Here is a 25,697-nt window from a genome sequence, read left to right on the forward strand (position 1 = left end):
CCTGTTGATGAAACGATTGTTTACACTTATAATAGGCTGCATATTAGCTAGCCCTACTCTTAATGCGCAATCATGGACTGCCGATAACGGGAACGGAACCTACACCAATCCGCTTTTTTACGATGAATTTTCTGATCCGGACATCATCCGTGTAGGTAACGACTTTTACATGACGGGTACCACCATGCATAGCGTTCCGGGTTTGCCCGTGCTACACTCAAAGGACTTGGTGAACTGGCAAGTGGTTAGCTACGCGCTTACACGTTTTAACCTGGGGAAAGAGTTTGATCTGACTGATGGTAGAGAAGCTTACGGGCAAGGCATATGGGCACCTTGTATCCGGTACCATAAGGGTACTTTTTACGTTTTTTCTAACATAAACAAACATGGGCTGCAGGTTTTTACAGCAACAAATGCTGCCGGCCCATGGAAACAGCATAACCTTGGCCGCAATATTTACGACCTTTCCGTTTTGTTTGAGAACAATAAGCTTTACATCGTTTTTGGCGTTGGCGAGATAAAAATGATAGAGATGAAACCCGACCTAAGCGGTTTTGTAGCTTACAGCGAAAGGGTGATCATCCCTGAAGGTAACGCCTTGGGCGAGGGTAACCATTTTTACAAAATAAACGGCAAATATTATATAACCAATGCAGATGCAGGCCGCTTACAGTGCGCACGCGCTACAAATATCTACGGCCCTTATGAAACCACGGTAATAAGCGCTAAAGAAACCATGGGCACCGCTTTAGGCTGGTTTGCAAAAGATGTTTGGCTTGATACCCCCTTGCCTTCCGACACAGATAAGCTAACCATTGTTAAACAGAACGACAGGGTATTCGGTTCGGTGCCCATGCACCAGGGCGGTATAGTAGACTTGCCAAACGGCGATTGGTGGGGATTCTCCATGATGGATTTTCGGTCGGTAGGCAGAACAACGTTTCTATCGCCGGTTACCTGGAAAAATGGCTGGCCTTTCTTTGGCATTGAGGGAAACCTGGGCCGATCGCCACGTACATGGTTTAAGCCTAAAGTAAGCATACCTGAGAAGCCTCACCCACCCTACCAGCGAAGCGATGATTTCAAATCGGGTAAATTGGCTTCGGCATGGCAATGGAACCATAACCCTGTCGACAGTAAATGGCAGCTAAAGGCAGGTTCGCTACAATTAAATACCATGCCGGCTAAAGATTTTCTTTGGGCCCGCAACACGCTTACGCAAAGAGGTATTGGCCCGGAATCATACGCAACAGTTCAACTAAATGCCAAAAACCTCAAAGACGGCGACGTTGCCGGCCTTGGTTTAATGAACATCCCATTCGCATGGGTAGGCGTGTTACGCGACGGAAATCGATACATGTTGCGCATGTTTGATCAGTATAAGCAACAAACAATTGATAAGCCTTTAAACTCCCCTCTTGTGTATTTCCGTGCATCCGGGAATTTTGACGATGATATAGCACAGTTAAGTTACAGTGCAGATGGCAACGATTTCGAGAACATTGGTGATAGCATCCGCCTGCCCTATCAGCTAAAGACCTTCCAGGGAACCAGGTTCGCACTTTTTCCATACAACACCAAGGGGCAAGATGGTGGTTACGCAGCCTTTAGCCGCTTTACCGTTACCGAGCCCATGGCTGGCAGAACCAATAACCTGCCTATCGGTAAAACCATTATGCTTACCAACCGTGCTAATAACCGCATGGTTTGGGCCAATCCGCATGGGATGCTTTGCCCGGGGCAAACCTACAAACCCGGAAAAAAAATTGAAGCCTGCTCGTTTAAAGTGCTTGACCGTGGGAACGGAAAAGTTGCTTTACAGGCCGTTAAAGGAAACTGCTTTGTTACCGTAACCGGACTTGGCTTAGCTGCTGATGTGCGCTTGCTACCGCAAGAATCTGAGGCCAGTTTATTTGTTTGGCAGGATATGCTGCGAGGCCAATGTATGCTGCTATCGTTAAAAACAAACCGCTTTGTTGGCCTTGACCCTAACACGGGCGAAGTATATTCCGCGGATTGGCCAGGCACACTGCCAGGCCGTAAAGACGGTACCGTTTTTATGTGGCAACAAGTAAACTGAACTATTTAAATATGTTCTTGATCATTTTCTCATCGGCAAAAATCACCGATCCATATCGATTCGTTAGTCCGTGTTTTCCCATTTCGGCTAAAATATGCTTTAATTTTCTTGGATAGTTTTAATCGGGTCAGCAAGCTTGCTAACACGCTTTTAGAAAAATCCGACGTTCGAACTATAATAACTTTTGAGTATATCCCTCTGACAAATATTATAGCTGGTAAGCTTCAGAGAAACGAATATGGCTAACTGCATTAACAGCGAACTAACGTAAGGTAAGCGCGCTATTTGAATTTGATTACATCCACTTTGATGGTATAATCATCCGTAGTGTGTTGATTTACCTGTCGGTTGATCTCCGCAAAGATGACACCGTCCCCTCCTACTTCCTTTGTCTTTTCGATTGCTGATTCCCTGGTTTTATTTTGACTAGACGCTGAACGACCGGTGGCAATGTTCATATGACCAATGACTTCATACGACTGTTTGACGTCGGAGGCAGAATAAAAAGATTGAACATTCTTTGTTGCGGGATACTTAGATCCGAAGTAAGTTGGGGAATACATGGAACAAGCCGAAAGGCACAGGGTCAGGATTGATACAATAATGGAATGTGATAACTTCATAATTGATGGTAATGGTTAATGCTTACTAAATTTTTTAGATATAGGATAGCCTTAAATAGTTTAACCAGTTGAGAAATTTAATGATCAATATTTTTCTTAAAGAATACTTTGAATTCTTATCAGGCTTTGCGAAATACCAAGAGTGCTTTAGCGGAAATCTAAACGCATATTATACAACGATAGACTTGACGTAAAAGGGGCGCGGTACTGCGACCTTTTTTGATCATCTGTTACAAGGCCGATCAACATTTAAAATTATAACGGTTATGTTTTTTAAGATATATAGATGAAAACATATTGTAGAATTCGTATCATCTCCATGGTAGGCTAGTTTCTGACAATCCTCCGGATTAGGTATGGTCGTTCAGTTGTTTACAGTGTTTCAGCTTGTATCCAACACATTGTGCTGTAAATGATCGCTATGTATGTTACAATGTCGGTGTAATTACCGGTGAATATTGCCTTCCGCAAGACCAATGTCATTTTTTAAGACGCTGGTCCAGAGTTGATAGCCTTTACGGCTAAGATGAAGACCGTCGGCAACAAAATATTCCGGATCCGGTCGATCACCGTCGGCCAGCATAGGTGTGAATATATCTACCCAATGCCAGTTGACATGCTTGCTCTCTATAGCTGCAGATATCAATTCGTTGGCATATTTAAACTGTTCAATCAGTCCCCATCTTGCGAGACTTGGCTTCAGGGAAATAAAATAACAAGGTATGGAACCATATTTTTCCGCTACCCTTTTTGTTAAATATTCAAAAGATATGGCGATCTCTTGCGGGTGACGTCCATCAGCGAGATCATTATCACCTGCGTAGACAACAATTCTATTCGGCGTGTAATCAGTGAGAATACGTTCAAAAAACCAAGCACAGGCAGCCAGCGTGCTACCACCGAAACCAAGATTAACCGGGTTCATATCCTTGAAATCTTCAGCCAGTTCTGTCCACTGCCTTATAGAAGAACTTCCATAAAACACAGTTTCAGGCTGGTAATTCAATGATGCGCGCTGCATTTCTAAAAGTTGAATTTCATCTTCGTACCAAAGCATATGAATCCGGTTAAATTCCAAACCTAATTAAATGATTTCTAAAATCTGCATTTGAGACCGATTCTCATGCAAAGGATTTATGAACACCCATTGTGAACGACCAGCAGTTGTCAAACAGCAATGCCTATATTTTAGCTTTTGTATAAGGAGTCCTTTCAAGCAATTAATTTTTACAAATTGTAAAAATATTAAAGTTTTAATTTATTTTAGATGTGTCAGAAATCCTCTGTCCAAGTCACCATTTTCCTCTTATAATATTTATATATGATTGATCAGGTCGTAACCGTAATTATGTTTTGCCAGGCCGAATTATCAGCGTGTTCATTGTATTGATCGGTTTGGATATCACCTTAACCATCGATCAGTTGAGAAATTGTTTAATATTCAAATAATAAAGGCTATCAACACACTCAATTATCAAAATTGCATGCAGCAAGTAACGTGTACGCGCGAAACGGCAGAAGCTGCCAATTGTAATTTCAATCTCGAAGTGCAAAGCTTCCTTCGGAAATGGGTTATTCGTTATCAAACTGAAATGCCGCTCCGGTTCGATCAGTCGCTGGAGGAGTACTTGTCAAATAATGCCTTACGAGATTTTTTCTTACATTCAGCTCATCCACTAAAGCAATTGTTGCAAGAGGGATGTATAGCACGTCATTTGGTTAGAGGTATAGACCATGTCCATTTTGATCCGGTGAGTGGGGATCCACTATTTGCGACGGCCGAACAGCGGATCTACAACCTTGCTCACCGGATAGACAGTGAAAACATGCACGTGCCGTTCCGTTCTGTACAACCTGCAAAGCAGACCGAGGCCGGGGACATTGCAGATATTTCCACCTATCCGCCTGAATCAGACCGCTTACGATATAATAGCGGCAACCACTTTGCAAGCCGTCCGGCTAATAACAACGTATTCGAAGAGAACAGTAAAAGATGCGTTGTCAAGTCTGCCGGTAATGTGCACGTCGTTTTTGAAAAGGGTTACCTGAAAGAACGCCTGCATGAAGTGAAACAGTGGATGGTAGAGATAAATCACACGGGTGTCGATACCTGCCAGTATTTTGTGATCTGTAGCCGCCATTCGCCTAAAGAGGGTCATTTCGGTGCTTCGTTGCTCATCATGGATTCGGTAAACCCTCATTTCCCGGTACGCGTATATGTTTGTGACACCTTGCTTAAGGATCTGCCCCATCATCCCCGATGGTGGAACCATTTCATAACCGAGTACTCCAATGTTTTTGGGGATGCAATTGGTGAAGTTATAGAAGACCTTTCACACCCTTTACAGAAAGTGAATGTCAAAAGTGATATGCCGTACAGACACGATTGGGATTGCCCCTATTATGTCACGAGCATGACAGAAGCCTTGGCTGATCTGTCGCTTTCCGATCCTTACCTGTTGGCGAGCGGAAGCTTGAAGGAAGTACACGATGCGATGAAAATTTTGATGCCGGATTATTACCTGGCTGACCAAAGCATCAAAGAACGCGGGGAAATTAAATTTGTCAATCTTATGAAACGCTGGAATAGTGGAGTAAAAGTGATCAGAGATCTGTTGACAGATGTCAGGGACAACCTATCTCTCGAGTTGTAACATTTAATTAATTAAAATCATACTTATTATTAATTAAGCGTTTTAATGGGTCGTTGATATCACAGCTGAATCTCTTACTATATTGTTAGAAGCAGAGCTGTCATCTCATTTCGCAGATTGATAATTGTAGGCGATTAAAGATTTAGGTCGTTTCATCAAATCAGCATTTGGCCGCGGAATATATTCTGTGAAAATCAATGCCTTGTTAGAATAAGTTACGCAAAAATCATCTCCGCAATGTGATCCCAAGCTGTTATCCATATAATTCACAAGATTTCGAAATAAGATTATTAGGCGTCATTCACCACTGCGTATGAGTTGACATGAGTTCGCTGGTAAGGCGCTTCTTATCCTGAATTCTCTTAATCAGTTATTAGGAAAGCCCGTTGATAGTATTTACTTGACTCGGAATCGGGTAAACCTAAAACAAATGAACACCATTGTCACGACATTAGTCATTTTGCATATACAATAAAATTATATAACAGGTTAATATTTTAGTGACATTAATTGTAGAAAAGACAATAATCAATACCCTATATTGGTGGCATTATTAATCAAATGAAAACTAACCCCTATAGCGTTCAGGCATGCCGTTGCGGCGCAGCCAAGGCAGATGTCGTCAGAGTAAAAAGAAATTTTATAATGCGATTTTTGCTGTTTTGGTTGCCACTAAAAAGGTACAGATGCATGCGTTGTCTTAAATATTCCTGGAAAGTTGACTAATTGCTGATACCTGTATATCGCTAAGCAGTTGGTAAATTCATCACTTTTTGCTTTAAAATCATAGTCAGTGAGTACAGCTCACTGACTGTAATGTGCATCCTGCTATATCATTACCACTCCAGCGCCTTCTTGGTAAGCGTATCAAAATATATATCCAATAATGTGCACCAAGCGTATTGCCATTGAAAGTGTCTCTATTTTTAATTTAATGCCATTCTATAACTTACATTAAACTCAAAGCTGTCATCCACCCTATCTGACACTTTATAAATTGAGTAACATCCACTACAAGCTCGATACGGTAACGGATAGCATTTTTTCAAAACCCTCGAAAAATGGCCAATCTTGGCATTTGACAAACAATCTCAAAATTTCTCCTAACAAATCCACATTTAAAAGCGTTTCGTTATGGTAATAAAATTTACCTATTTAGAAATTCATCGCAGCAAAAATGAAAAAACTGGAAAACCCGGCCGGCAAGTATCCTGCCCCTCCGTTTGATAGACAACCTCAGGAAGTACCTGGCCTCGCTTCTAAAATGAAACCGTTGCCGGATCATGGCGAAAAAAGTTATAAAGGATCCGGCAGACTTGAGGGTCGCAAAGCGCTGATCACCGGCGGCGACTCAGGCATTGGCCGTGCCGCAGCAATAGCTTACGCCCGCGAAGGTGCCGACGTAGCCATCAACTACTTGCCTGAAGAACAAAGCGATGCCGACGAGGTGATTGCTCTGATCAAAGCGGCAGGGCGCATCGGTGTCGCAATCCCTGGAAACATAACCGATCCTAAATTCTGTAAAATATTGGTATCAACAGCGGTCGCTGAATTAGGCGGGCTGGACATACTGGTTAACAACGCAGGCAGGCAACAGGCAAAAGATTCTATTCTGGACATTACTGAAGAAGGGTTTGATGCCACCATAAAAACCAATATTTATGCACCGTTCTGGATCACCAAGGCAGCTTTGCCACACTTACCGGAGGGATCGGCAATTATCGCTACCACCTCTGTACAGGCATATGATCCATCAGAAAACCTTTTCGACTATGCACAAACAAAAGCTGCCAATGTGGCCTATGTTAAGTCGCTGGCTAAGCAATTAGGCCCCAAGGGTATCCGCGTGAATGGGGTAGCTCCTGGTCCGGTGTGGACACCATTACAAGTTAGCGGAGGCCAACCTCAGGATGCTATAGAAAAGTTTGGAGCAGTTACGCCTTTGGGTCGTCCCGGCCAACCCGCCGAATTAGCTTCTATTTTTGTTCAGCTGGCTGACGCTGAAGCAAGCTTTGCCACAGGCCAGGTTTACGGAGCAGCAGGCGGTAACGGCCATCCGTAAATAAGAAATAGACAGCATTTAACCGGGCCGGATTCCGGCCCGGTACTTTTAGCCGATAACGTTGTATGAAACAACCCCCTATCTCTTCACTGGCAGTGATCAGTGATCGAAACGCGTGTGCATTACTTGACCGTGAAGGGACGATCAGCTGGTATTGCCCGGGTGCGTTTGACCACGAAGCTGTTTTTTCAAGCCTTATCGATCAAGACAAGGGGGGTTACTGGCAGATCAACTTTTCCAATAGTATCTTCCTCAACAGGGCATTTGAGAAAAGAAGCAGTATTTTATACACCTGTCTTCAGGTGAATAGCCAACAAGTTAAATTTATCGACTTTATGCCGATGAATTCATCATTTAAAGGCATCTGCAGAAAGATTTCCAGATCACCCGTGGCGTTTTCCGGAGAACTTTCCCTGAGATCTGACTATGGTTTACAGGCCATGGACGCAATACAAACCCATGCTGAAGTGATACATTTTCCGTCAAAAAATCTTTGGCTGCATAGCTCGCACCCTATCACTTTAGAAAATGATGTCATTCATTATCACGTTACAGCGGGGGAAAGCTCATGGGCTGCGCTTACGGACTGCGAGCAACTGAACGAGCCAGACATTGATGAAGCGTTGCAGCTAACGCGTGAAGCGTGGATAAATATTGAAGCACACATAAATTACGAAGGTCCTTTTGAGCGCGAGGTACAAAATTCGCTCCGGGCACTGCAGCAAATGGTTTACGAACCTACAGGTGGTATCATCGCTGCCCCTACCACCGGCCTCCCTGAAGTAATTGGTGGTAAAAGAAATTATGATTACCGTTTTGTTTGGATGAGAGACGCTGCACTGATCACATCATCCTTGGTTGGATTGCAAACAGACGGCAAGGTTGAAAGGTCCTTTATGTCATTCGTGTCCGGTGCGATGCGAAAAAATCACCAATCACATGTTTCCTGTTTTTATGGTATCGACCAATCGTTCCGAAAAAACTTCAAATATCTTTCTTTGGCGGGTTATCAGGACAGTCGACCTTTAATGACCGGCAACACGGCAGCAGATCAGTTCCAGCTTGATGCGGAGGCGAGCATCCTGCTCGCTTGCGGAGCCATCTATGCAAAGACGGATGAAAGGCCTGAATGGGAAATTGTCGAATCTATTGCGGATTACATTTGCAGAAACTGGGAACGCAAGGACAACGGGATTTGGGAAGAAGAACAAGCGCAGCATTATACATCAAGCAAAGCGCTTGCAGCACGGGCACTTGAGGTGATGGCTCCCTATCAGAATAACCAGGAAACTGCAGAACGTTGGCGATACAACGCAGGTCTGATCAGAAAATTCATTAACGAAAATTGCCTCACGAGCTATGGCGCACTTGCGGTTCATGCAGGTTCGGAGGACGTAGATATTGCTTGTGCCTTACTTGCTCCTTTTGGCTTTGCTAAAGCAGACGACAAATATTTAAAAGCAACGATTAATGCTATTGAAAAACATTACAGCGACGGCAATTTGTACCGCCGCCATTTACAGGAGTTTGACTCGAATAAAGAGGGTGTATTTCTTGCAGCAAGCTGCTGGATGGCCCATCACTATGTACTGGCAGGCAACCTTGATAAAGCGAACGCCATACTTACCGCGGTACAAAACTGCGCAAATGACCTCGGTTATTTCAGTGAGGAGTATGACACCGAAAACAAAATCATGCTCGGTAACTTCCCGCAGACCTTTGTCCATTCATCTTTCATCTGTGCGGTTAATGCGCTTGAAAACACCGTGGGGTAATGATCGTGACGGTCTATTATTCTTATTAGCGGCGTAAACCGGTGAGTTCTATGCGAACAGCTTTGTTAACTGAAAGTTATTTTATTACCGACATACTGCACCTCAATTAATTATTAGCTACTAACCAATAATTTTATATTTTCAACCAATTTACACTGCCGACAGCAAAGGAATGGTAATTTTTTCTCAATGGGATGCTATAGACCTGATTTTTTCTGCAGTAAGCTTACTACATCTCATATCTAATAGAAGCTATAAATGGTTCGCAAATTCAAATTTACGGCTGTACATTACGTAGTAACTTTTATTATATTATTTTTTTCCTGAATATATCTTATGAAAAATAGCTTAAATAACAAAAGCTATGTCATGATTTGTGTAATGTGACTGCTAGTTTTCGTCATGAAAAGGCCTTTTACTTACTTACGCTTGTACAACGCTAAATCTTCCATTTCTTGAGGTAGAAATAAATCACTTTAGGTAGCTATCGATATTGTCTTATGTGATAGATTATGTAATATGATAAGTCCAATTCGTCAAAGTGTAATTGTCATCAATATCAAATCACTTTTTGTTCACTTTTTCAGTGATGGATAAAAGAAGCTGTTTGTATGGGGTTTCAAATTTTATTATTCCCTCCGTTTCCAATTGCAAAGACACTTCTTCCATATCAATTCCAGCCTGCGCTATTGACTCCAAAATAGCCAGGGCATGTTCAGGTTGCTGTTCAAGCCTGTTTGCAGGCAGACCATGATCCTTAAAGGCGTCTATTGTCGACAACGGGACCGTATTGACGGTATCTGGGCCAATTAGTTCTTCGACATAAACTGTGTCTTTAGTCTCTGGATTTTTGTTGCCAGTACTTGCCCAAAGCAGCCGCTGCGGTTTTGCTCCGGCTGCCGCTAGTTTCTCCCAGCGTTCGCCGCTGAAGATTGTTCGATAAAGGCCATATGCTGTTTTAGCCGAAGCTATAGCAGCTTTGCCTTTGAATTCAACCAAGCCTTTTTCTTCAAGCAAAGGGTCGACAAAAAGATCGATGCGGCTTAGAAAAAAGCTGGCCACAGAAGCAATCCTGTTGATCTTCTGTCCGGCAGCAAGTCCAAGTTCCAATCCCTCGATATATGCATAGGCGATTTCTTCATACCGTTCCAGGCCAAAAATGAGAGTGACATTTATATTAATCCCCTCACTAATTGCTTTTTTGATAGCAGGGAGACAAGGCAGCGTACCAGGAATTTTGATCATCACGTTCTTGCGGTCAACAGCCTGCCATAATTCCCTGGCCTGGGCAATCGTATTTTTTTCATCCAATGCAAGCAATGGCGATACCTCAAGACTGACGTATCCGTCTGCTCCATCAACTTCCTCGTTGTACACCGGCATAAAAAGGTCAGCCGCCGCTTGTATGTCTTTGATGGCTAGTTGATAGAAAATATTCTCTGGATCAGCGTCAAATTTTGCGAATTCTTCAATATCTTCATCGTAATCAGAATTCGCACTGATCGCCTGCTCAAAGATTGCAGGATTGGACGTGCCCCCCCGGATGCCATCTTCATCAATGAGGTTTTTGAGCTTGCCTGTACGCATGATCGCCCGGTCTATAAAGTCCAGCCAGATACTTTGTTTGAAATCAGTATGGATCATTTTGACCCGATTCAAAGTTGTTGTCATCGTTATATTCTTTATCCTTAATTAAGCGTTTCAGCCGGCATTGCTATCATCCGTCAGCTCCGTCGATGGGAAAAGAAGGCTTGTCCCGTCATCCATTTTTATCGTGATCGAGTCGCCTGTCGCATCGACAACTTCACCCTTGCCATCTGGCGTGATCACACCCTGACCTTTTAAAAAAAAGTGTTCATTCATAATTAAACGTTGATCAACCACCTGTTAATGGTATTCCGAATGCGGAGAGGGGTCTGCGTTATGTAGCAGTATATTACCCAATACTCAAGACGTTACTATTACAACTTAAAGGAATGTATAGAGTTTGCTAATTGGAATTTTTTATGATTGAAGGTCGACTATCATTCCAGTTGATTTCTAACCTAAAGTGATATTTGCAGTCATGAATTTTACACTCGGGGTGAAAATGGATTAATCAAAATAAACTTCCCCTGATAATAGAAGGATAATAGTACATCAAGCTTGTATATTGACTCACATTGTTCAGCCATATCAAACAATGTCGATCTCAAAAGCATACCATTTGAATCAACCATTTTCTGATAACAAAAGTTGTTTCGGTCTAACTTAAAAAATACGTTTCAAGTTATAATACTTTATATTTATCGCTTTTCGATTAATTTCAAGCATTCTCGGTCAGTCTCTTCACCGTTGTCAAAAAGTGAATAAGATCAAACGGTTTGGATATGAACGCATCGCAGTCGTAATCTAAAGTTCTAACAGCGCATTACTATCTGCTGAAAAAAGCATGATCGGTATATTATTAAGTTGAGCATTTGTCTTGATCTCTCTGTACAGTTCTCCGCCGTTGCCATCTCCTAACCGATAATCCAGGATCATAAGATGAGGTCAATACTGTTCTGCAAGTTGCATGAAACCGGGTGTAATTGTCCGCATTTTTAACATCTTAGTTTTGTATTTTAAAACACTTTCTGCTACTTCAAGTGAATCTGGGTTATCTACCAGCGGCGACAGACTGATTGTTCAAATTCATGAATTTAACCTTAGTTATACGAAAATAAAGCCTGCTTACTATTTGTCGAATTAGTGATCCACAACCTTTGGCTATACCAGTGCGGGCATTCATACACTCATCTTTTTCATATCATCCATGGATCTCTGGAGTCAAATATTTCGGCTACCGCAGGGAGAATCTCTCGCTATCATTGAATTGCCTGATAGCGTCCTTAAATCAGACCTTACTTAATTATTAATTTAAATTATAATATGCGCTCTGACGGAGAAAACGTTCACAGGGCCACGATCAGCGTTATAGGCAGGGTTTTGAATGAACTGATAACCGAGGGATATCTTTAATGATGTATTGATCAGGGCGCTGTAATATGTTTCCAGGACGTTTTCAGTTTTGAAATCGGTTAGTTTCCCATCACCTATTATGAACCCGTAACCACCCGCAGCCAAATATGCTCTGTGCGAAGAAGAAATACCATTAACAACAGCTGCAATGCCAAATGTGTCATTTGGACGATGCCAGGAACGGCCGGACAAGTTGATGCCTAAACTGCCGCTTCGATCGATCTCCGTAAAAGCCCAGGTGGCAGTTTGACCATCATTCCAGCTACCACGAAAGAAAAATCCCAGGTCATTAGTCAGTTCCTGATCGCAATTGATAGCAAACCCATATTTAACCCCGCCGTATTTTTGACCGTTGATAACATTAAGTGAATCACTATGGTTGATGTAACCATCAATAACTTCTTTATAATTAGTAGCTTTGGAAACATTCCGGAACGCTAAAACACGCAGACTCCCTTTCCTTTTTCCAAAAACCATATTCTTTTGTACCTCTACCACATGGCCATGTGCCCTGCCATAATGGTAATCAAGATCAGGCCCGTTTGCATAGGTGGGTACTAACACAGTGCCAATACGTACCGCCCAAGCCGGCGTAATGTATTCGATCACGATACCATCGGTATAACCTCTGGTGTTTGCGGGATAATCCCAGGCACCGGCACTCATTAATGACCAGTTCATGAACTGCGTGCGTGGATCATGGCTAAAACTGTTGTTATCAAACATATCTGTTATAGCGAACTTTCCGGCGGTGACCGTTATCCGCTTTAGTGGAACCAATTCTGTTATCTGATTAGCATCATCGCCGGCAGTATCCACTTCTTTACTCAACGCAATATGTTGCCTGTAAAAAAGACGCGCAAGATAAAGTGCCGGTGCTGAACTGCCGATACGAAAGGTTTCTCCGTTTGGAAAACCCGCTACCCCGACCGCGCTGCTGAATCCCCTGCCACCAGAAATTTCCGGGTTGAAATATATCGATGCTCCCTTCCACAACCTTGCTCCGATAAACATGGTTGATGTTAACGATAATGCCTCCTCAGCACCAGGTTGCAAACTGTTTCGGCCGCTGTATGGCGCGTGAAAAGCGGGATGACTTTGGTTTATCGCCGTCAGCTGGAAATGAAAATTGATGCGCTTTTTCAAGGTATCTGTCTGCTGAGCTGATACTGCAGTAACTGAAAAAAACAATATTGTTAGAAGTGATAATAATCTTTTCATTCTTTAAAAATTTGGGCAAAGCAGATCCATCATTCTTATTTAAGAACTTGCTTTACAGGTTAAATGATCTGTTAATTAATGCTGACGCTGCAAAAAGAAATGGTCTACCAAAACATTAAGGATCACCAGGATGATCATGGCTAACAACCACCAGCGCCACTTCGACTTTTTCTTTACAGCCATTGGTTAAATTTGCTAATAAACCAGTTTTTAATAACTTGAGTAAGTACACAATAGCTTAGTAAAATACCGATGAGCCAAGGGAAATAACTCAGTGGCAAGGCCTGTAATTTTAAAGCCGGCGCCAGAGGTGAAAATGGCAGCGCAATTCCAATAATCATGATCAGGCTTGTTAAAGCCACTACCGGGGCTGCGGCCCAGCTTTGAACAAAGGGGATCTTGCGTGTCCGGATCATGTGCACGATCAATGTTTGCGACAATAAACCTTCGATAAACCAACCGCTTTGAAACAAACTTTGATGCGACGGTGAATTGGCTTTAAAAAAGAAAAACATTACAAAGAACGTGGCATAATCAAAAGTTGAGCTTATTGGGCCGATATATAACATGAATTTGCTGATACCCCGGGCGTCCCATTTTTGCGGCTTCTCAATAAAATCCTCATCCATACTATCCCATGGAATTGATATCTGCGACAGATCGTATAAAAGGTTCTGTACAAGTAACTGGATGGGCAGCATAGGCAGGAAAGGTAAGAATGCGCTCGCGCCAAGCATGCTGAACATGTTGCCGTAATTGCTGCTGGCAGTCATCTTTATATATTTAATGATATTGCCAAAAGTTCGGCGGCCGTAGATCACACCCTTACGTAAAACCATCAGGTCTTTCTCCAGCAGGATAATGTCAGCGCTTTCTTTAGCAATATCCACCGCTGTATCTACCGAAATGCCTACATCTGCATCACGCAATGCAGCAGCATCATTAATACCATCTCCCATAAAACCTACGGTATGGCCTTTGGCCTGCAGCAGTTTCACTATTCGTGATTTTTGGATCGGGCTCAGCTTGGCTAATATGCTCGTCTTATCCAGTTGTTCAGTGAGTTCACCATCACTCAAGAATTCAATATCCTTACCTAAAAGGATACTTTGTACGGGGATACCTACATCTTTGCAGATCTTGCGGGTGACAATTTCGTTATCCCCGGTAAGCACCTTAATTTCTACACCCAGTTTATGCAAACCTTCAATGGCTGGCTTGGCGGATGGTTTAGCAGGGTCTAAAAATCCGATGAACCCGGTCAATACCATATTGCTTTCATTGGCAACCGAATAGGTTAACGGACGTTTGTCATCCTCTTTGATCGCGATAAGCAGTACACGCAAACCCTCTTCATTCAATTTGCGGGAGGTATCTAAGATGATCTTCCGCATAGCTGCATCCATCGGCACAATCTTATCGTTTTCGATGTGCAGCTGTTTGTCTTCACCCGGATCAAAAGCGTGCGAGCACAGTTCCAGCATTTCCTCAACTGCGCCTTTGCAGATCAATAAATGCTTACCATTTTTTTCTTCCAGGATCACGCTCATTCGCCTGCGCTGAAAATCAAAAGGGATCTCATCTATTTTTTTGAAGTGTTCATCTGCATTTACACAACTATGGATTTCGGCGTGTTCCAGCACAGCAACATCTAACAAGTTTTTCAAGCCGGTTTGATGAAAACTGTTCAGGTACGCCCATTTCATCACTTCATCATCCTCATCGCCAAAAACATTCAGGTGCCTTTCCAGCACGATCTTGTCCATGGTGAGTGTCCCGGTCTTATCAGTGCAAAGAATATCCATCGCGCCTATATTCTGGATGGCGTTAAGGCGCTTCACGATCACTTTGCGCTTACTCATATTTTTGGCCCCTTTAGCCAGGTTAGCGGTAACAATCATTGGCAGCATTTCGGGCGTAAGGCCAACCGCTACTGAGATACCGAATAACAGGGCTTCAAACCAGTTACCTTTGGTGAATCCGTTAACCAAGAATACCAACGGAACCATTACCAGCATAAAACGAATAAGCAACCAGCTTACTTTATTTACGCCTTTATCAAAACTGGTTTCAGTACGTTTCCCGGTAATGGCTTTACCGATACTACCAAAATAAGTGGCGTTGCCCGTATTTACAACGATGGCGCTGGCCGTGCCGCTCACAACATTAGTACCCATAAAACAAATGTTCTCCAGCTCAAGAGGCGATCTATCAGTTGCATCTCCTATAGGATGCTCACGTTTCTCAAGTGGTAACGATTCGCCGGTCAACATCGCCTGGCTAACAAAAAGGTCCTTAGATTGGATAACCCGGCAATCTGCCGGAATCATATCACCGGCACTTAAATGAACAATATCTCCAGGAACAAGTTGCCTGATGTCGATTTCTTTTATTTCCCCCTCATTACGCAGCACGGTTGCAGTGGTTTTAACCATACTTTTAAGTTCTTCCGCCGCCTTATTGCTGGTAAACTCCTGCCAGAAGCGAAGTAATGAACTCAGGCTGATCATTACGCCGACGACGATAACGGTTTTATAGCTTTTGTCTGCCGGGGCAGCGATCATTACATCGGTAATGAAGGAAACGATAGCCAAAATTATCAATACGGCTATGAATGGATTTAGAAATGCCTGGAAGAGCTGCACATACCAGGCTGGTGCTTTTTCATGTTGGATCTCATTCAGCCCGAATTGTTTTCTTTTTTCCGTAACGTTGGCTGCGGAAAGGCCTTTTCCCCTACTATCCAGCATAGCCATGATGTTATCGGCCTCACTTGCCGAAAAATTCTGTAATTTATTGACAGCCAGTTTATCCATCTCACTGGCGGATCTGCCGTTTATTTTAGGGGTGATATTTTCAATGGTCATGATGTTGAACGTTGGTGATAGATGAATAAATTAAATTGGAAAAAGAAGCTGATTACCTTTCTTCAAAAACTTCACTGATGAGATGATCCGGTATTTGCAGGGCAAAGCTGACACTATCCCGAAAGCAGAAGGTGGGAGGAAAACGGCGGTCAGGTAATAAAGTAGAATTGGCGGTTTTAGACTTTTTGATTTAAACCTAACAAGAAGTGCTTTGGTTCTTTTCTCATTTTTGCGCATAACATTCGTTTTGTCCCGGTAAACCGGGACTGCGTCGAAAGAGCGGTCCGGGTTTACCGGGAGGTTTTTGTATTGATTTTTGTATAACTCGGACCTGTATCCATTTAATTGATGTTAACTGCAAATTTTCTGATTTGCGCTGCAAAGGTATTTGCCTCAGTTTTCAATCACTGTTAGAGCTCCGTTATAATTTTATTATAAATCCATTAGAGCGAATGATCTTTCCCTGAACATGGCTAATTTTGGGGATGCTTAAGTTATTGATCATAGAGGACGATGAACGTGTTGCCACAGTGATCCGCCGTGGCCTTTTGGAAGCAGGCCATCATGTAAGCGTGGCCTATGATGGTAAGATGGGGCTTAAACTGGCTGTTCAGGAAGATTATGATGTGGTCATCATGGATATAATTCTACCTCAGATCAACGGCCTGGAGCTTTGCAAGATGATCAAAAAAGAACGCCCGCAGGTTCCGGTGATCATGTTGACAGCCTTAGGCACCACCGACGATAAAGTAGAAGGTTTTGACGCAGGAGCAGATGACTACCTGGTTAAACCTTTTGATTTTCGGGAACTGGAAGTTCGTGTCCGCGTGTTAGCTAAAAGAAATAACATCGCTTTAAGATCAGAAACGGCCATTATCCTGCAAACAGGCGATCTGGAAATGAATACAAAAACTAAAACCGTGCGCCGCAACGGTTTAGAAATAAATCTGACACCGAAAGAGTTCAAGCTGCTCGAATACTTGATGCGAAACAGTGAGCGTGTACTGTCAAGGTCTGAGATCAGTGAAAACGTGTGGGAAACCACATTTGACACCGGCACAAACTTCATTGATGTCTATATGAACTATCTCCGCAAGAAGGTAGACCGTGATCACGCGGTCAAACTTATTCACACTAAACCGGGTATGGGGTTTATATTTAAAGCAGAATCATGACCATCCGTAAACGCCTTTCGCTCTTATTCACTTCTATCATAGCGCTGCTGCTTCTGGCGTTTGCACTGGTCATTTACTTCTCCTTTTCTCAAAACCGTGAAGAGGAATACTACAGCTTGTTGCATCATACTGCAACTACAAAAGCCAACCTGCTATTAGATGCCAAAGTACAACCCGATGTTTTACAACTCATTTATAGAAATGCCGAGAATTCGTTATTTCAGGAGGAAGTTGCCATCTATGATACTTCTTTCCATTTGCTTTACCATGATGCGGTTGATATAGATAAAGTCAAGGAAACGAAAGAAATGATCGATGAGATCGTGAACAAAAAACAGATCCGCTTTTACCAGGGCAGTTTACAAGTGGTCGGGTTTTTATATCATCATAAACAAAAAGATTATGTGATCACGGCCGCAGCCAATGATGCATCAGGTTACAGCAAACTAAACAATCTGAAATTAACCCTGATCTTTGCATTTTTTGCGGCGATCGGTTTCGTTTACATGGCGGGCGAGTTTTTGGCCAGCAAAGCGCTCCAACCAGTATCGGACCTGATCAATGAGGTGGAAGAGATCACGGCAACTAATCTTGACCTACGTGTTGGCGAAGGAAATGGTAAAGACGAGATCGCCGAACTTGCGATCACGTTCAACGCCATGCTTAACCGGCTGGAAAGATCTTTTGACGCACAAAAGGAGTTTGTTTCCAATATCTCGCACGAACTACGAACGCCACTTACGGCAATGCTTACCGAATTGCAGGTAACAGTTGAAAAGGGAAGAGATAATCAATTCTACAAAGATTCAATCAACCATGCCATTACGGATGCGCAGAAACTGGTTAGGCTTTCCAATAGTTTACTTGATCTGGCTAAGGCCAATTATGACCATACTGAAATCTCATTTAAAGAGATCAGATTGGATGAAGTGTTGTTGGATGCACGTAATGACGTGCTGCACAATCATTCGGGCTATAAGATCAATATCGTTTTTGAACAGGAAATAGAGGATGATGATTTCATTTCGGTAAAAGGCAATGAATACCTGCTTAGAGTAGCTTTCATGAATTTGATCGAAAACGGTTGTAAATTTTCTGAAAAACATGAATCGTCAGTTGCGATCAGTTATCTGCCCGACAAAACGATTCTTCGTTTTCAGGATCATGGGATAGGCATAGGTGAAGAAGAGCTGGGTAAAATCTTCACAGCGTTTTACCGTGGGCAAAACAAAAAATTTACTGAAGGTAATGGCATAGGCCTTTCGCTAACTCAAAAGATCATCGAATTGCATCAGGGAAACATAGCGGTATATTCACAACTCCATCAAGGTACAACTTTCACTATCGAGCTTCCGCACGTATAAATTACCATCAAACATACCCCTTTAATAATATCAGCAAAGTCGCTTGTAAACACCTAACAACCGCCAATAGCGTTATTGTAACAAGTTATACTTTTGGTAAGGTAAATATAAATTTGCTGCCGATTTTGTCTTCAGGTTGTTCCACCCAGATCCGCCCTCCATGCCGGGTAATGATCTCACTGGAAAGATATAGTCCTATGCCAGAGCCTTCCACTTTACTCTTTATTTGATCAGACCGGTAATATTTCTGAAATATTTTGGCATACTCGTTTTCTGATAAACCGATTCCCCGGTCACGTATGCTAATCTTTATCTGATCTTCAAACTGATCGACCACCATGACGATTTCCGAAGAATCTGGTGCGAACTTAATTGCATTATTTAATAGATTGATGAGAACCTGTCCGATCCGGTCTCGATCTGCCATAACTAAGGCAGAATTTGAAGCATGCAGCCTAAATTGCGTTTGAGGGCTGACCATATTAATACTGGCAATGGTATCTGCTAAAAGCGTACAAACGTCAAACTGCTGTTTTTGCAAAATAATCTGATCTCCCTTTCTGTATTCTGGGTCTGCAATCTCCTTTAAAAGCCTGGTCATCCTTTCAGTTGCATCCAAGCTTTTTTTTGAAATATCAGCGAACCTGGTGTTACCAGTCTTTTCTATGAATGTATAAAGTATTTGAAGATAGCCTCTGATGACCGTCACCGGGGTCTTCAATTCATGTGTAGTAAAACTAAGCAACTCATCCTTGAGCATTTCCATGTCCTTTTTAGCTGTAATGTCGAGGGTAGTGCCAACCATTCGGTATGGTTTTTCATTCTGGTAAAGCACCTTCCCATTTGCTTCGATCCAGTGCAGGCTTCCGTCAGGATGTATGACCCTATATTGAGAGTTGTAGGTTCCTCCGCCCGGCAATAATGCAAGTGCCACATCAGCTTGCATTTTTTCCCTATCCTCAGGAATGATGGCATTGATCAAGTCTTCGTAACTTACTGTTGGCTTTTCACCTGCACCTATATTGATCTTACACTGAGGAGTGCAAATCATTCTCGGGTTCTCCAGTTCCAATTCCCAAAAGCCAAGTTTAGTGTGGTTCAATGCAATGTCAAGATGTTCCTGAGAAACATATAAGGTTTGATCATGTCCCATAGAGAAAATTTCAGTAAAGATGCTATAACATTAGTAATTCAGATGCTATGCCTTTTATAGGTGAATATCATTCTTTTACGTACCAGTAGTGACCATATAGCCTTTTAACACCTGGTCATGTATGGTTACGATGGTATCCGGGATGGTCGGACGTAAAACATCGTTACAGAACGAGATCACGCCTTGCGGGCCGCTGCCCATACCAGCCGGAACCGGGCGATTCATAAACGCCTGATTTATAAGTCCTTTAAAGCTGTCTATGTTTCCCTTTTTCAATCACTTCTTTAGTAAAGCGATGTACTGATGCTTTACCAAAATGGTTACGGAATACCCCGAAAAGTTGAAATGATTTTGATAGAAGACTTTCAGGTTTTTAACTGATGGGTACAGTAAAATAAAATTTACTACCAAGCCCTGGAATGCTTTCAACCCCTATTTTACCCCCATGGCGTTTAATGATCTCTGCGCTTAGATAAAGCCCTATCCCAAACCCAGAAACTGTTTTTACAGCTGAATCCTGAACCCGGTAATACCTGTCAAATAGTTTTTCTACATCCTCGGAACGGATTCCAATCCCGGTATCTTCGATAGTAACCAGTATGTCGTCTTGCTGCAAAATGCAGTTTACATTTATATCTGTACCCTTAGGGGAATATTTAATGGCATTTCCCAGTAAGTTTGTAATCACAGAGGCTATTTTATCTTTATCTGCACGGACAACCACTTTATCACATGCGTTTAATGTGATGTTGTAGGTCAAATCTGTAAGTCTGGCTTCTTCTATTGATTCTCGAAGCAGATCGCCGAAAATAAACGGCTGCTTGTCGATTTGCAGCTGACCGGACTCAAGTCTTGAAATATTCAAAAATCCGTTAATTAGCCTGGCCATTTTTTTCGTTTGGGATGTTGCCTTATCCATGGCGCCCGCCAACCAGGGATCTTCAGACTTTTTAAGTTTCAACGCTGCCACCTGAACAATACTATTTAAGGATGTGAGTGGTGTTTTGAGCTCATGACTTACCATACCAATAAAGCTATTTTTACGCTGCTCTTCTTCCTGCTGTTGCGTTACATCCTGCACGACCCCGGAAAACGAAATTTCGCCCGAAAGCCGGTCTTTAGATACTTGACCGGTAGAGCGCAGCCATATCACCTTACCATCATTAAACCGTTTTTGTTGATAAAGTGCGTTATAATATCCTCCATTCTCAATTGCGATATTTATTTGTTCCAGAAGTTTGTCCTTAAAACCAGGAAGCACCTGCCCTATCGCCTGCTCATAAGTCATGGGTTTTGAACCTTCATAACCAAATATCTTCGCAAGAACATTGTTATATTTCAGATCTTTAGACGAAGGTTCAATCTGCCAGGTTCCTATTTTTGCTGCAGTAGTGGCAGTTTCCAATTGTCTGTTAACATTTCGCAAAGCATCATTTAAATTAGAAATAAGCTGCTTTGCCTTAACAGCTTCCGTAACTTCAACTGCCATATTCAAGATACCATCCACTTTGCCATTGTCGTCTAACCACGGTAAATAATTAAAAGTAAAGTAACGGTCTACTGTCGGTCCGCCTTCGTAATCGGCAAGCGCGACCAAAGATTCTGAGAAGCTATAAGGGGTGCCTTTGTGGTAAACATCGTGCAGCACCTGTTCAAGCGGCGTACCTTTAAGTTCAGCTACCGCATCGAAAAAACCCCTGCCTGTCAGCTTTCTCTCGGGAAGGATTGCCTGATAAGTTGCATTGTGAATGGTGTAAATGTATTCAGGCCCTCGCATTAACGCAAGGCCTGCCGGGGCCTCCATGATGAACCTGTTCAAAAATTGCTCATTGCGTGAAAGTTGCTCTATCTTGTTGCGTAATTCAATGTTGATCGACTGAAGGCGGTGCTGTGTATCAATCAGCTCATCATTTGATTTTTCCAGGTCTTTTATAAGCTCAAATTCTTTTACCTCCTTCTCTGTCAATGCTTGCTTCGCAAATAGTCTATCGTTTACATTCCTCGCAGTACAAATGATAGCTGTTATACTGCCATCGTCACTCTTAACCGGATGATATTCTATGTCAAAGTAATTAGTTACCAGATTGCCGTTAAAGTCAATATCTGCAGGTGATTCTTTGAGAATAAGATTCTCTCCCTTATCCCATAATGCTTTGAGTATCGAAAAATAAGGCTCCAGTTCGGGAGCAAAATCTTCTAAACGCTGGCTTTCCACGCTTTCTGGTTTGTTGAGAATGCGAAGCATGGCAGCATTAATGTAACCCACATGCAATTCACGGCTCGTGTATACCAACGTTGCGTCTTGCGAATGTCTTAAGATGTTTAGTATTTCCGAACTTAAAATACCAGTAGATGCGTTGCTTGACAAATGGACTATATTTTTTAATAAAGGTAATGCAACATCAGAACACATCATAGATAATTATCGATATTCTTCGACGAGAAGTACGACTATTTTTAACACGCTGAAAGGCCGGTATTATTGGCGCCGACCTGCTTTTACCACTAAACGTAATTAATTAAGTGTTTTTACTACCTGATCAATTTCTAATTATATAGAACAAGTAGATAATAAATCTCTGAAAAATACAGGTCATCATGCCCGCGTTGTGAGTGTGACGGCACTAGTCTGAGCAGGTCAAAGCGATCAGGCACTTCAGTTCTGGTAGGCCTGTATCGCCGTGAGCTCTCGCCCTTTATTGACTTCGGAAATGCATAAACCATTTTTATCCCATATTGAATTGATCTTTGTGCCGGTCGGGCCTGATATCTTTACCCAAGACAACCTGGTCACACCCCGCAATCGAATAATATTGGTAAATTCATTATTTTCTAACTACTGAACAAGTTAATCCCCATACGTCCTGCGCATGGGGATTTTAATAATCTAACGCCCGGCCAGTACCGGACCAGAATCATATTCATCAGCGGTTTTAGTGTCTTGAAATGATTTATCGCCTGCAGGCGTACTTTCAAAATCATCCAATCTTACCACTGGACCGTCCTTAGCCAGTTCACTGCCTTCCACTTTTGATTTAAATATAGGCCAAAGCAATTGTGCATACCATTGGTCGCCCTCGTAATGGGAGATACCGTAAGCTTTTGGATATTGGCGCGAAATAAGTGCCGTGCCGAAAATGATATCCCAGATAAAGAACATATTACCGAAGTTGCCTTTGTAGTAACCCACGCCATCATCTGTTGTGGCAGCATGGTGCGCATGGTGCGTGGCCGGGGTTGATATCACCCTTTCTAACACCCAAGCTATTGGATGCAGCACTTTATATTTATAGAATGGCTTGTCCCATGGGATGCTGGAGTGGGCCAGCGTGGTGATAGTGCCTTTGATGCCGCGTACCACCAGCGCCGGTACGCCCAGACCCATGTAAACCAGTGCGGTGGTTAAATAGGTTTGCGAAAAGAACAGCGTATAAATAGCATTTTGCCTGCTGGCCATAGCCATACCCATGTACGATGCCGAGTGGTGCGTGCGGTGAAAACGCCACAACCATGGCACTTCGTGGTGCAACCGGTGATACCAGTATTGGGTAAGGTCGTCCGCTACTGCTATAATGGCGGCTCCCCACCAAAATGGCACCCAGCTAAATTCGTTCTTCAATCCTGGCAATACTTTTGGTAACAGTTCCAGACCAAAATACGCTACTGCCGGCCTGATGATCAGTCGTGGCAGAGTAAAGCAGGCAATATCGACCCAACGTTCGTTCTTTGGCCATTTACCGCGGTAAAGGCCGAAAGAAAATTCCGCCACGCCTATAAAAAATACCAGGAACGGAAACCCGAAACCATTCAGGTTATCTATCAATTTTTTAAAAAACTCAATCGTTGCTTCCATCTTGTTTATTGTTTTTGGTGTTTATTGAGGTGTCAGTTTCAGTTTTGTGTTGCTGTTTCTTTGTTTCCCATGGGCGCTCGCCGGTAAAATAAAACGTGGTGAACATTGCCGCGATGGGCAGCAGGAAAATAAACAGGCTTAAGAACACATTGCGCACAATGCGGTCTTTGGTGGCTTTCTCCATTTTCATAGTTTATGGCTTTGGTATCTGTTTAATAATGGTATCGGGTTGTTTGGGTTTGTGGCTGCTGAGGAGTTTGGGCGTAAACCACAATCCGGTGAAAATAATGGCGAAGGGCACTATGGTAACAATGATGCCCACCAATATCTTCTTTACTAAAATGTTTACATCTGATAATGTCATAGCGTTAGTTTTTATGGTGATGAATTAATATCCGGGGTTTTGAGTAAGCTTTGGATTTTGCTGCAGCTCTATCAGCGGTATAGGATACAGTTTATTTTTATCGCTCGCTGCCGATTTTGCAGGGAGTGTGTGCAAAGCATCAACCAGGTAGGTACCGCCGCGCCTCACCAGATCAAACCAGCGGTGGCCTTCCTGTATAAACTCTTTGCGGCGCTCCAGAAAAACTGAATCGCGGAAAGCCGATTGGCTTAGGCCTTTGGTTAAGCCGCCAATCTGCGCACGATTTCGTACCTGGTCAATAGCATTGTAAGCATCTGTTAATGGTGCCCCATCTATCTCATTGCGTACTTCGGCATAAAGCAGCAGAATATCGGCATAGCGTATTATGGGATAGTTGATACCGCTTTGGCTTTGCGTGGTTAATGGCGTAAGGCTGTAATCAACAAACTTGTTAAAGTAAGGCGTGTAAGCGTTGCTGTACACCACCGTTTTGCCGGTTGCAGCGTTGTACACCTCGCTGTAGAAAGTAACTGCACGGCGGGTATCATTTGTGCTGAAAAGCTTAACCAGGTTCTGATCTGCCGGAATATCTATCGGCAGCGTACCGGGGTTAAACGAACTAAAACTCTGGCTCAGGTTCTGCACACTGTTGGCGGCACCAAGATTACTCTCAAACTGTGCTGAGAAAATATGCTCCACACCATTCTTTGTCGGCTTTTGAAACACATCGCGGTAGTTGGTGAATAACGAATAACCATAACCACCGTTTATTACCTGATTAAGCTCGGTTAATGCCGCCGGCCATTGCTGACGGGTTACGTAAACTTTTGCAAGCAGCGCATGTGCCGCGCCGGATGTTGCCCTGCCTTTGTCAGACCCGCTGTAGGTTTTCGGCAAAGAGGTTGCATCTTTCAGGTCGGCTACTATTTGCAGGTAAACGCTGTCTACAGGCGTGCGCGGTTGTTGCAGGTCTTTCAGTTGGATAGATGTAGGATCATGCAGTACAAGCGGCACCGCGCCATATAGCCTTACCAGGTTAAAGTAAAGCAAGCCGCGCAGGAATTTAGCCTCGCGCACCAGCCTGTTCAGTACTACAGTATCGGCCTGTATGGCCGGTATTTTATCTATAGCGATGTTTGCACGGTTGATACCGTAATAAAGCTGTTGCCATACTTTTTGTACGCGGCTATTGGCTGATATATAGGTTTCGGTACCTAATGCCCTTACATCGGGGTTGGTGTTGCTGGGACTGTAGATCTGGTTATCGCTGCCGTTCTCTGTCAACAAATTTAACTGACGACCATACAGCGGAAAGTCTCCTGCAGGATCGCTGTTTAAACTACTGTAGGCTGCATTTACGGCAGATACAGCGTCCGACTGTGTTTTATAAAACTGATCGGCAATGATCACCGAACTTGGGTTTTCCGTCAGTTTATTGCACGATGCAAACAGCAATGCAGCGCCGGTAATAATTAATGTTATATATGGTATGTTCTGTTTCATGGT

19 protein-coding genes are annotated in these 25,697 nt (G+C 42.9%); 6 read left to right on the forward strand and 13 right to left on the reverse strand.

The genetic code is table 11. From position 1 onward, the window contains the following. The first annotated feature begins 7 nt into the window (after nucleotides 1–7). Nucleotides 8–2,080: a glycoside hydrolase 43 family protein gene (locus tag INP83_RS16790; RefSeq protein WP_219125178.1), complete on the forward strand. Its 2,073-nt coding sequence runs from the start codon at nucleotides 8–10 to the stop codon at nucleotides 2,078–2,080. A gap of 281 nt (nucleotides 2,081–2,361) precedes the next feature. On the opposite strand, the gene INP83_RS16795 is transcribed toward INP83_RS16790, so the two are convergent. Continuing rightward, entirely contained in the window at nucleotides 2,362–2,703 is a 342-nt protein-coding gene (locus tag INP83_RS16795; RefSeq protein ID WP_219125179.1) for a hypothetical protein, read from the reverse strand. A gap of 445 nt (nucleotides 2,704–3,148) precedes the next feature. Then, the gene (locus INP83_RS16800) at nucleotides 3,149–3,760 is read right to left on the reverse strand and encodes a GDSL-type esterase/lipase family protein (protein ID WP_219125180.1); all 612 of its coding nucleotides are present in this window, start codon (nucleotides 3,758–3,760) and stop codon (nucleotides 3,149–3,151) included. Nucleotides 3,761–4,391: 631 nt separating this feature from the next. On the opposite strand from INP83_RS16800, the gene INP83_RS16805 reads away from it, so the two are divergent. The 3 genes from INP83_RS16805 (at nucleotide 4,392) to INP83_RS16815 (ending at nucleotide 9,194) form a co-directional block, all read left to right on the forward strand. Next, nucleotides 4,392–5,357 carry a hypothetical protein gene (locus tag INP83_RS16805; RefSeq protein WP_255563178.1) on the forward strand — a complete coding sequence of 322 codons (966 nt, stop codon included), beginning with the start codon at nucleotides 4,392–4,394 and terminating at the stop codon, nucleotides 5,355–5,357. 1,177 nt (nucleotides 5,358–6,534) lie between these two features. Beyond that, a complete protein-coding gene (locus tag INP83_RS16810; protein WP_219125182.1) occupies nucleotides 6,535–7,419 on the forward strand; it encodes an SDR family oxidoreductase in 885 nt (294 codons plus the stop codon). Nucleotides 7,420–7,484: 65 nt separating this feature from the next. After that, on the forward strand, nucleotides 7,485–9,194 hold the full coding sequence (locus tag INP83_RS16815) for a glycoside hydrolase family 15 protein (RefSeq protein ID WP_219125183.1): 1,710 nt from the start codon (nucleotides 7,485–7,487) through the stop codon (nucleotides 9,192–9,194). A gap of 564 nt (nucleotides 9,195–9,758) precedes the next feature. Here INP83_RS16815 and tal read toward each other — a convergent pair. From tal to mgtA, 4 genes are all read right to left on the reverse strand, one after another. Then, nucleotides 9,759–10,865 carry a transaldolase gene (tal, locus tag INP83_RS16820; protein WP_219125184.1) on the reverse strand — a complete coding sequence of 369 codons (1,107 nt, stop codon included), beginning with the start codon at nucleotides 10,863–10,865 and terminating at the stop codon, nucleotides 9,759–9,761. 30 nt (nucleotides 10,866–10,895) lie between these two features. After that, nucleotides 10,896–11,057 (reverse strand): hypothetical protein, encoded by a 162-nt coding sequence (locus INP83_RS16825; protein WP_186458701.1) that lies wholly within the window; start codon nucleotides 11,055–11,057, stop codon nucleotides 10,896–10,898. Nucleotides 11,058–12,092: 1,035 nt separating this feature from the next. Further along, a complete protein-coding gene (locus tag INP83_RS16830; RefSeq protein ID WP_219125185.1) occupies nucleotides 12,093–13,415 on the reverse strand; it encodes a carbohydrate porin in 1,323 nt (440 codons plus the stop codon). Nucleotides 13,416–13,588: 173 nt separating this feature from the next. After that, nucleotides 13,589–16,282: a magnesium-translocating P-type ATPase gene (gene mgtA / locus INP83_RS16835; RefSeq protein ID WP_219125186.1), complete on the reverse strand. Its 2,694-nt coding sequence runs from the start codon at nucleotides 16,280–16,282 to the stop codon at nucleotides 13,589–13,591. A gap of 485 nt (nucleotides 16,283–16,767) precedes the next feature. Between mgtA and INP83_RS16840 the strand changes: the two genes are divergently transcribed. Together INP83_RS16840 and INP83_RS16845 are read left to right on the forward strand one after the other, a co-directional pair. Beyond that, nucleotides 16,768–17,457: a response regulator transcription factor gene (locus INP83_RS16840; RefSeq protein WP_219125187.1), complete on the forward strand. Its 690-nt coding sequence runs from the start codon at nucleotides 16,768–16,770 to the stop codon at nucleotides 17,455–17,457. Continuing rightward, the gene (locus tag INP83_RS16845; protein WP_219125188.1) at nucleotides 17,454–18,821 is read left to right on the forward strand and encodes a HAMP domain-containing sensor histidine kinase; all 1,368 of its coding nucleotides are present in this window, start codon (nucleotides 17,454–17,456) and stop codon (nucleotides 18,819–18,821) included. Before INP83_RS16840 ends, INP83_RS16845 begins: the two co-directional genes overlap by 4 nt. 85 nt (nucleotides 18,822–18,906) lie before the next feature. Here the strand turns inward: INP83_RS16845 and INP83_RS16850 are convergent, their stop codons facing one another. The 7 genes from INP83_RS16850 to INP83_RS16880 all read right to left on the reverse strand — a co-directional run bounded on the left by INP83_RS16850 (nucleotide 18,907) and on the right by INP83_RS16880 (nucleotide 25,694). Further along, nucleotides 18,907–19,974, reverse strand: coding sequence for a cell wall metabolism sensor histidine kinase WalK (locus tag INP83_RS16850; RefSeq protein WP_219125189.1), 1,068 nt, complete (start codon nucleotides 19,972–19,974; stop codon nucleotides 18,907–18,909). Between the two features lie 75 nt (nucleotides 19,975–20,049). Beyond that, nucleotides 20,050–20,250, reverse strand: a complete 201-nt coding sequence (locus tag INP83_RS16855) for a cytochrome P450 (protein ID WP_219125190.1) — start codon at nucleotides 20,248–20,250, stop codon at nucleotides 20,050–20,052. 97 nt (nucleotides 20,251–20,347) lie between these two features. After that, on the reverse strand, nucleotides 20,348–22,342 hold the full coding sequence (locus INP83_RS16860; protein WP_219125191.1) for an ATP-binding protein: 1,995 nt from the start codon (nucleotides 22,340–22,342) through the stop codon (nucleotides 20,348–20,350). 519 nt (nucleotides 22,343–22,861) lie between these two features. Continuing rightward, nucleotides 22,862–23,827: a sterol desaturase family protein gene (locus INP83_RS16865; RefSeq protein WP_146269722.1), complete on the reverse strand. Its 966-nt coding sequence runs from the start codon at nucleotides 23,825–23,827 to the stop codon at nucleotides 22,862–22,864. Next, nucleotides 23,811–24,017 (reverse strand): hypothetical protein, encoded by a 207-nt coding sequence (locus INP83_RS16870; protein WP_146269723.1) that lies wholly within the window; start codon nucleotides 24,015–24,017, stop codon nucleotides 23,811–23,813. The genes INP83_RS16865 and INP83_RS16870 overlap by 17 nt, the downstream gene beginning before the upstream one ends. A 3-nt stretch (nucleotides 24,018–24,020) precedes the next feature. Beyond that, the gene (locus tag INP83_RS16875; RefSeq protein ID WP_186458703.1) at nucleotides 24,021–24,191 is read right to left on the reverse strand and encodes a hypothetical protein; all 171 of its coding nucleotides are present in this window, start codon (nucleotides 24,189–24,191) and stop codon (nucleotides 24,021–24,023) included. A 24-nt stretch (nucleotides 24,192–24,215) separates the two neighbouring features. After that, nucleotides 24,216–25,694, reverse strand: a complete 1,479-nt coding sequence (locus INP83_RS16880) for a RagB/SusD family nutrient uptake outer membrane protein (protein ID WP_219125192.1) — start codon at nucleotides 25,692–25,694, stop codon at nucleotides 24,216–24,218. Between the last annotated feature and the right edge of the window lie 3 nt (nucleotides 25,695–25,697).

This window comes from Mucilaginibacter sp. 21P (assembly GCF_019331605.1).
In the GTDB taxonomy this organism is placed as follows: Bacteria; Bacteroidota; Bacteroidia; order Sphingobacteriales; family Sphingobacteriaceae; genus Mucilaginibacter; species Mucilaginibacter achroorhodeus.

What these genes read in the sequence shown, in the direction of transcription:
- INP83_RS16790 (WP_219125178.1), top strand. Translation starts at nt 8, where the DNA reads ATGAAACGATTGTTTACACTTATAATAGGCTGCATATTAGCTAGCCCT.
- INP83_RS16795 (WP_219125179.1), bottom strand. Translation starts at nt 2,703, where the DNA reads ATGAAGTTATCACATTCCATTATTGTATCAATCCTGACCCTGTGCCTT.
- INP83_RS16800 (WP_219125180.1), bottom strand. Translation starts at nt 3,760, where the DNA reads ATGCTTTGGTACGAAGATGAAATTCAACTTTTAGAAATGCAGCGCGCA.
- INP83_RS16810 (WP_219125182.1), top strand. Translation starts at nt 6,535, where the DNA reads ATGAAAAAACTGGAAAACCCGGCCGGCAAGTATCCTGCCCCTCCGTTT.
- INP83_RS16815 (WP_219125183.1), top strand. Translation starts at nt 7,485, where the DNA reads ATGAAACAACCCCCTATCTCTTCACTGGCAGTGATCAGTGATCGAAAC.
- tal (WP_219125184.1), bottom strand. Translation starts at nt 10,865, where the DNA reads ATGACAACAACTTTGAATCGGGTCAAAATGATCCATACTGATTTCAAA.
- INP83_RS16825 (WP_186458701.1), bottom strand. Translation starts at nt 11,057, where the DNA reads ATGAATGAACACTTTTTTTTAAAAGGTCAGGGTGTGATCACGCCAGAT.
- INP83_RS16830 (WP_219125185.1), bottom strand. Translation starts at nt 13,415, where the DNA reads ATGAAAAGATTATTATCACTTCTAACAATATTGTTTTTTTCAGTTACT.
- mgtA (WP_219125186.1), bottom strand. Translation starts at nt 16,282, where the DNA reads ATGACCATTGAAAATATCACCCCTAAAATAAACGGCAGATCCGCCAGT.
- INP83_RS16840 (WP_219125187.1), top strand. Translation starts at nt 16,768, where the DNA reads ATGCTTAAGTTATTGATCATAGAGGACGATGAACGTGTTGCCACAGTG.
- INP83_RS16845 (WP_219125188.1), top strand. Translation starts at nt 17,454, where the DNA reads ATGACCATCCGTAAACGCCTTTCGCTCTTATTCACTTCTATCATAGCG.
- INP83_RS16850 (WP_219125189.1), bottom strand. Translation starts at nt 19,974, where the DNA reads ATGGGACATGATCAAACCTTATATGTTTCTCAGGAACATCTTGACATT.
- INP83_RS16865 (WP_146269722.1), bottom strand. Translation starts at nt 23,827, where the DNA reads ATGGAAGCAACGATTGAGTTTTTTAAAAAATTGATAGATAACCTGAAT.
- INP83_RS16870 (WP_146269723.1), bottom strand. Translation starts at nt 24,017, where the DNA reads ATGAAAATGGAGAAAGCCACCAAAGACCGCATTGTGCGCAATGTGTTC.
- INP83_RS16875 (WP_186458703.1), bottom strand. Translation starts at nt 24,191, where the DNA reads ATGACATTATCAGATGTAAACATTTTAGTAAAGAAGATATTGGTGGGC.
- INP83_RS16880 (WP_219125192.1), bottom strand. Translation starts at nt 25,694, where the DNA reads ATGAAACAGAACATACCATATATAACATTAATTATTACCGGCGCTGCA.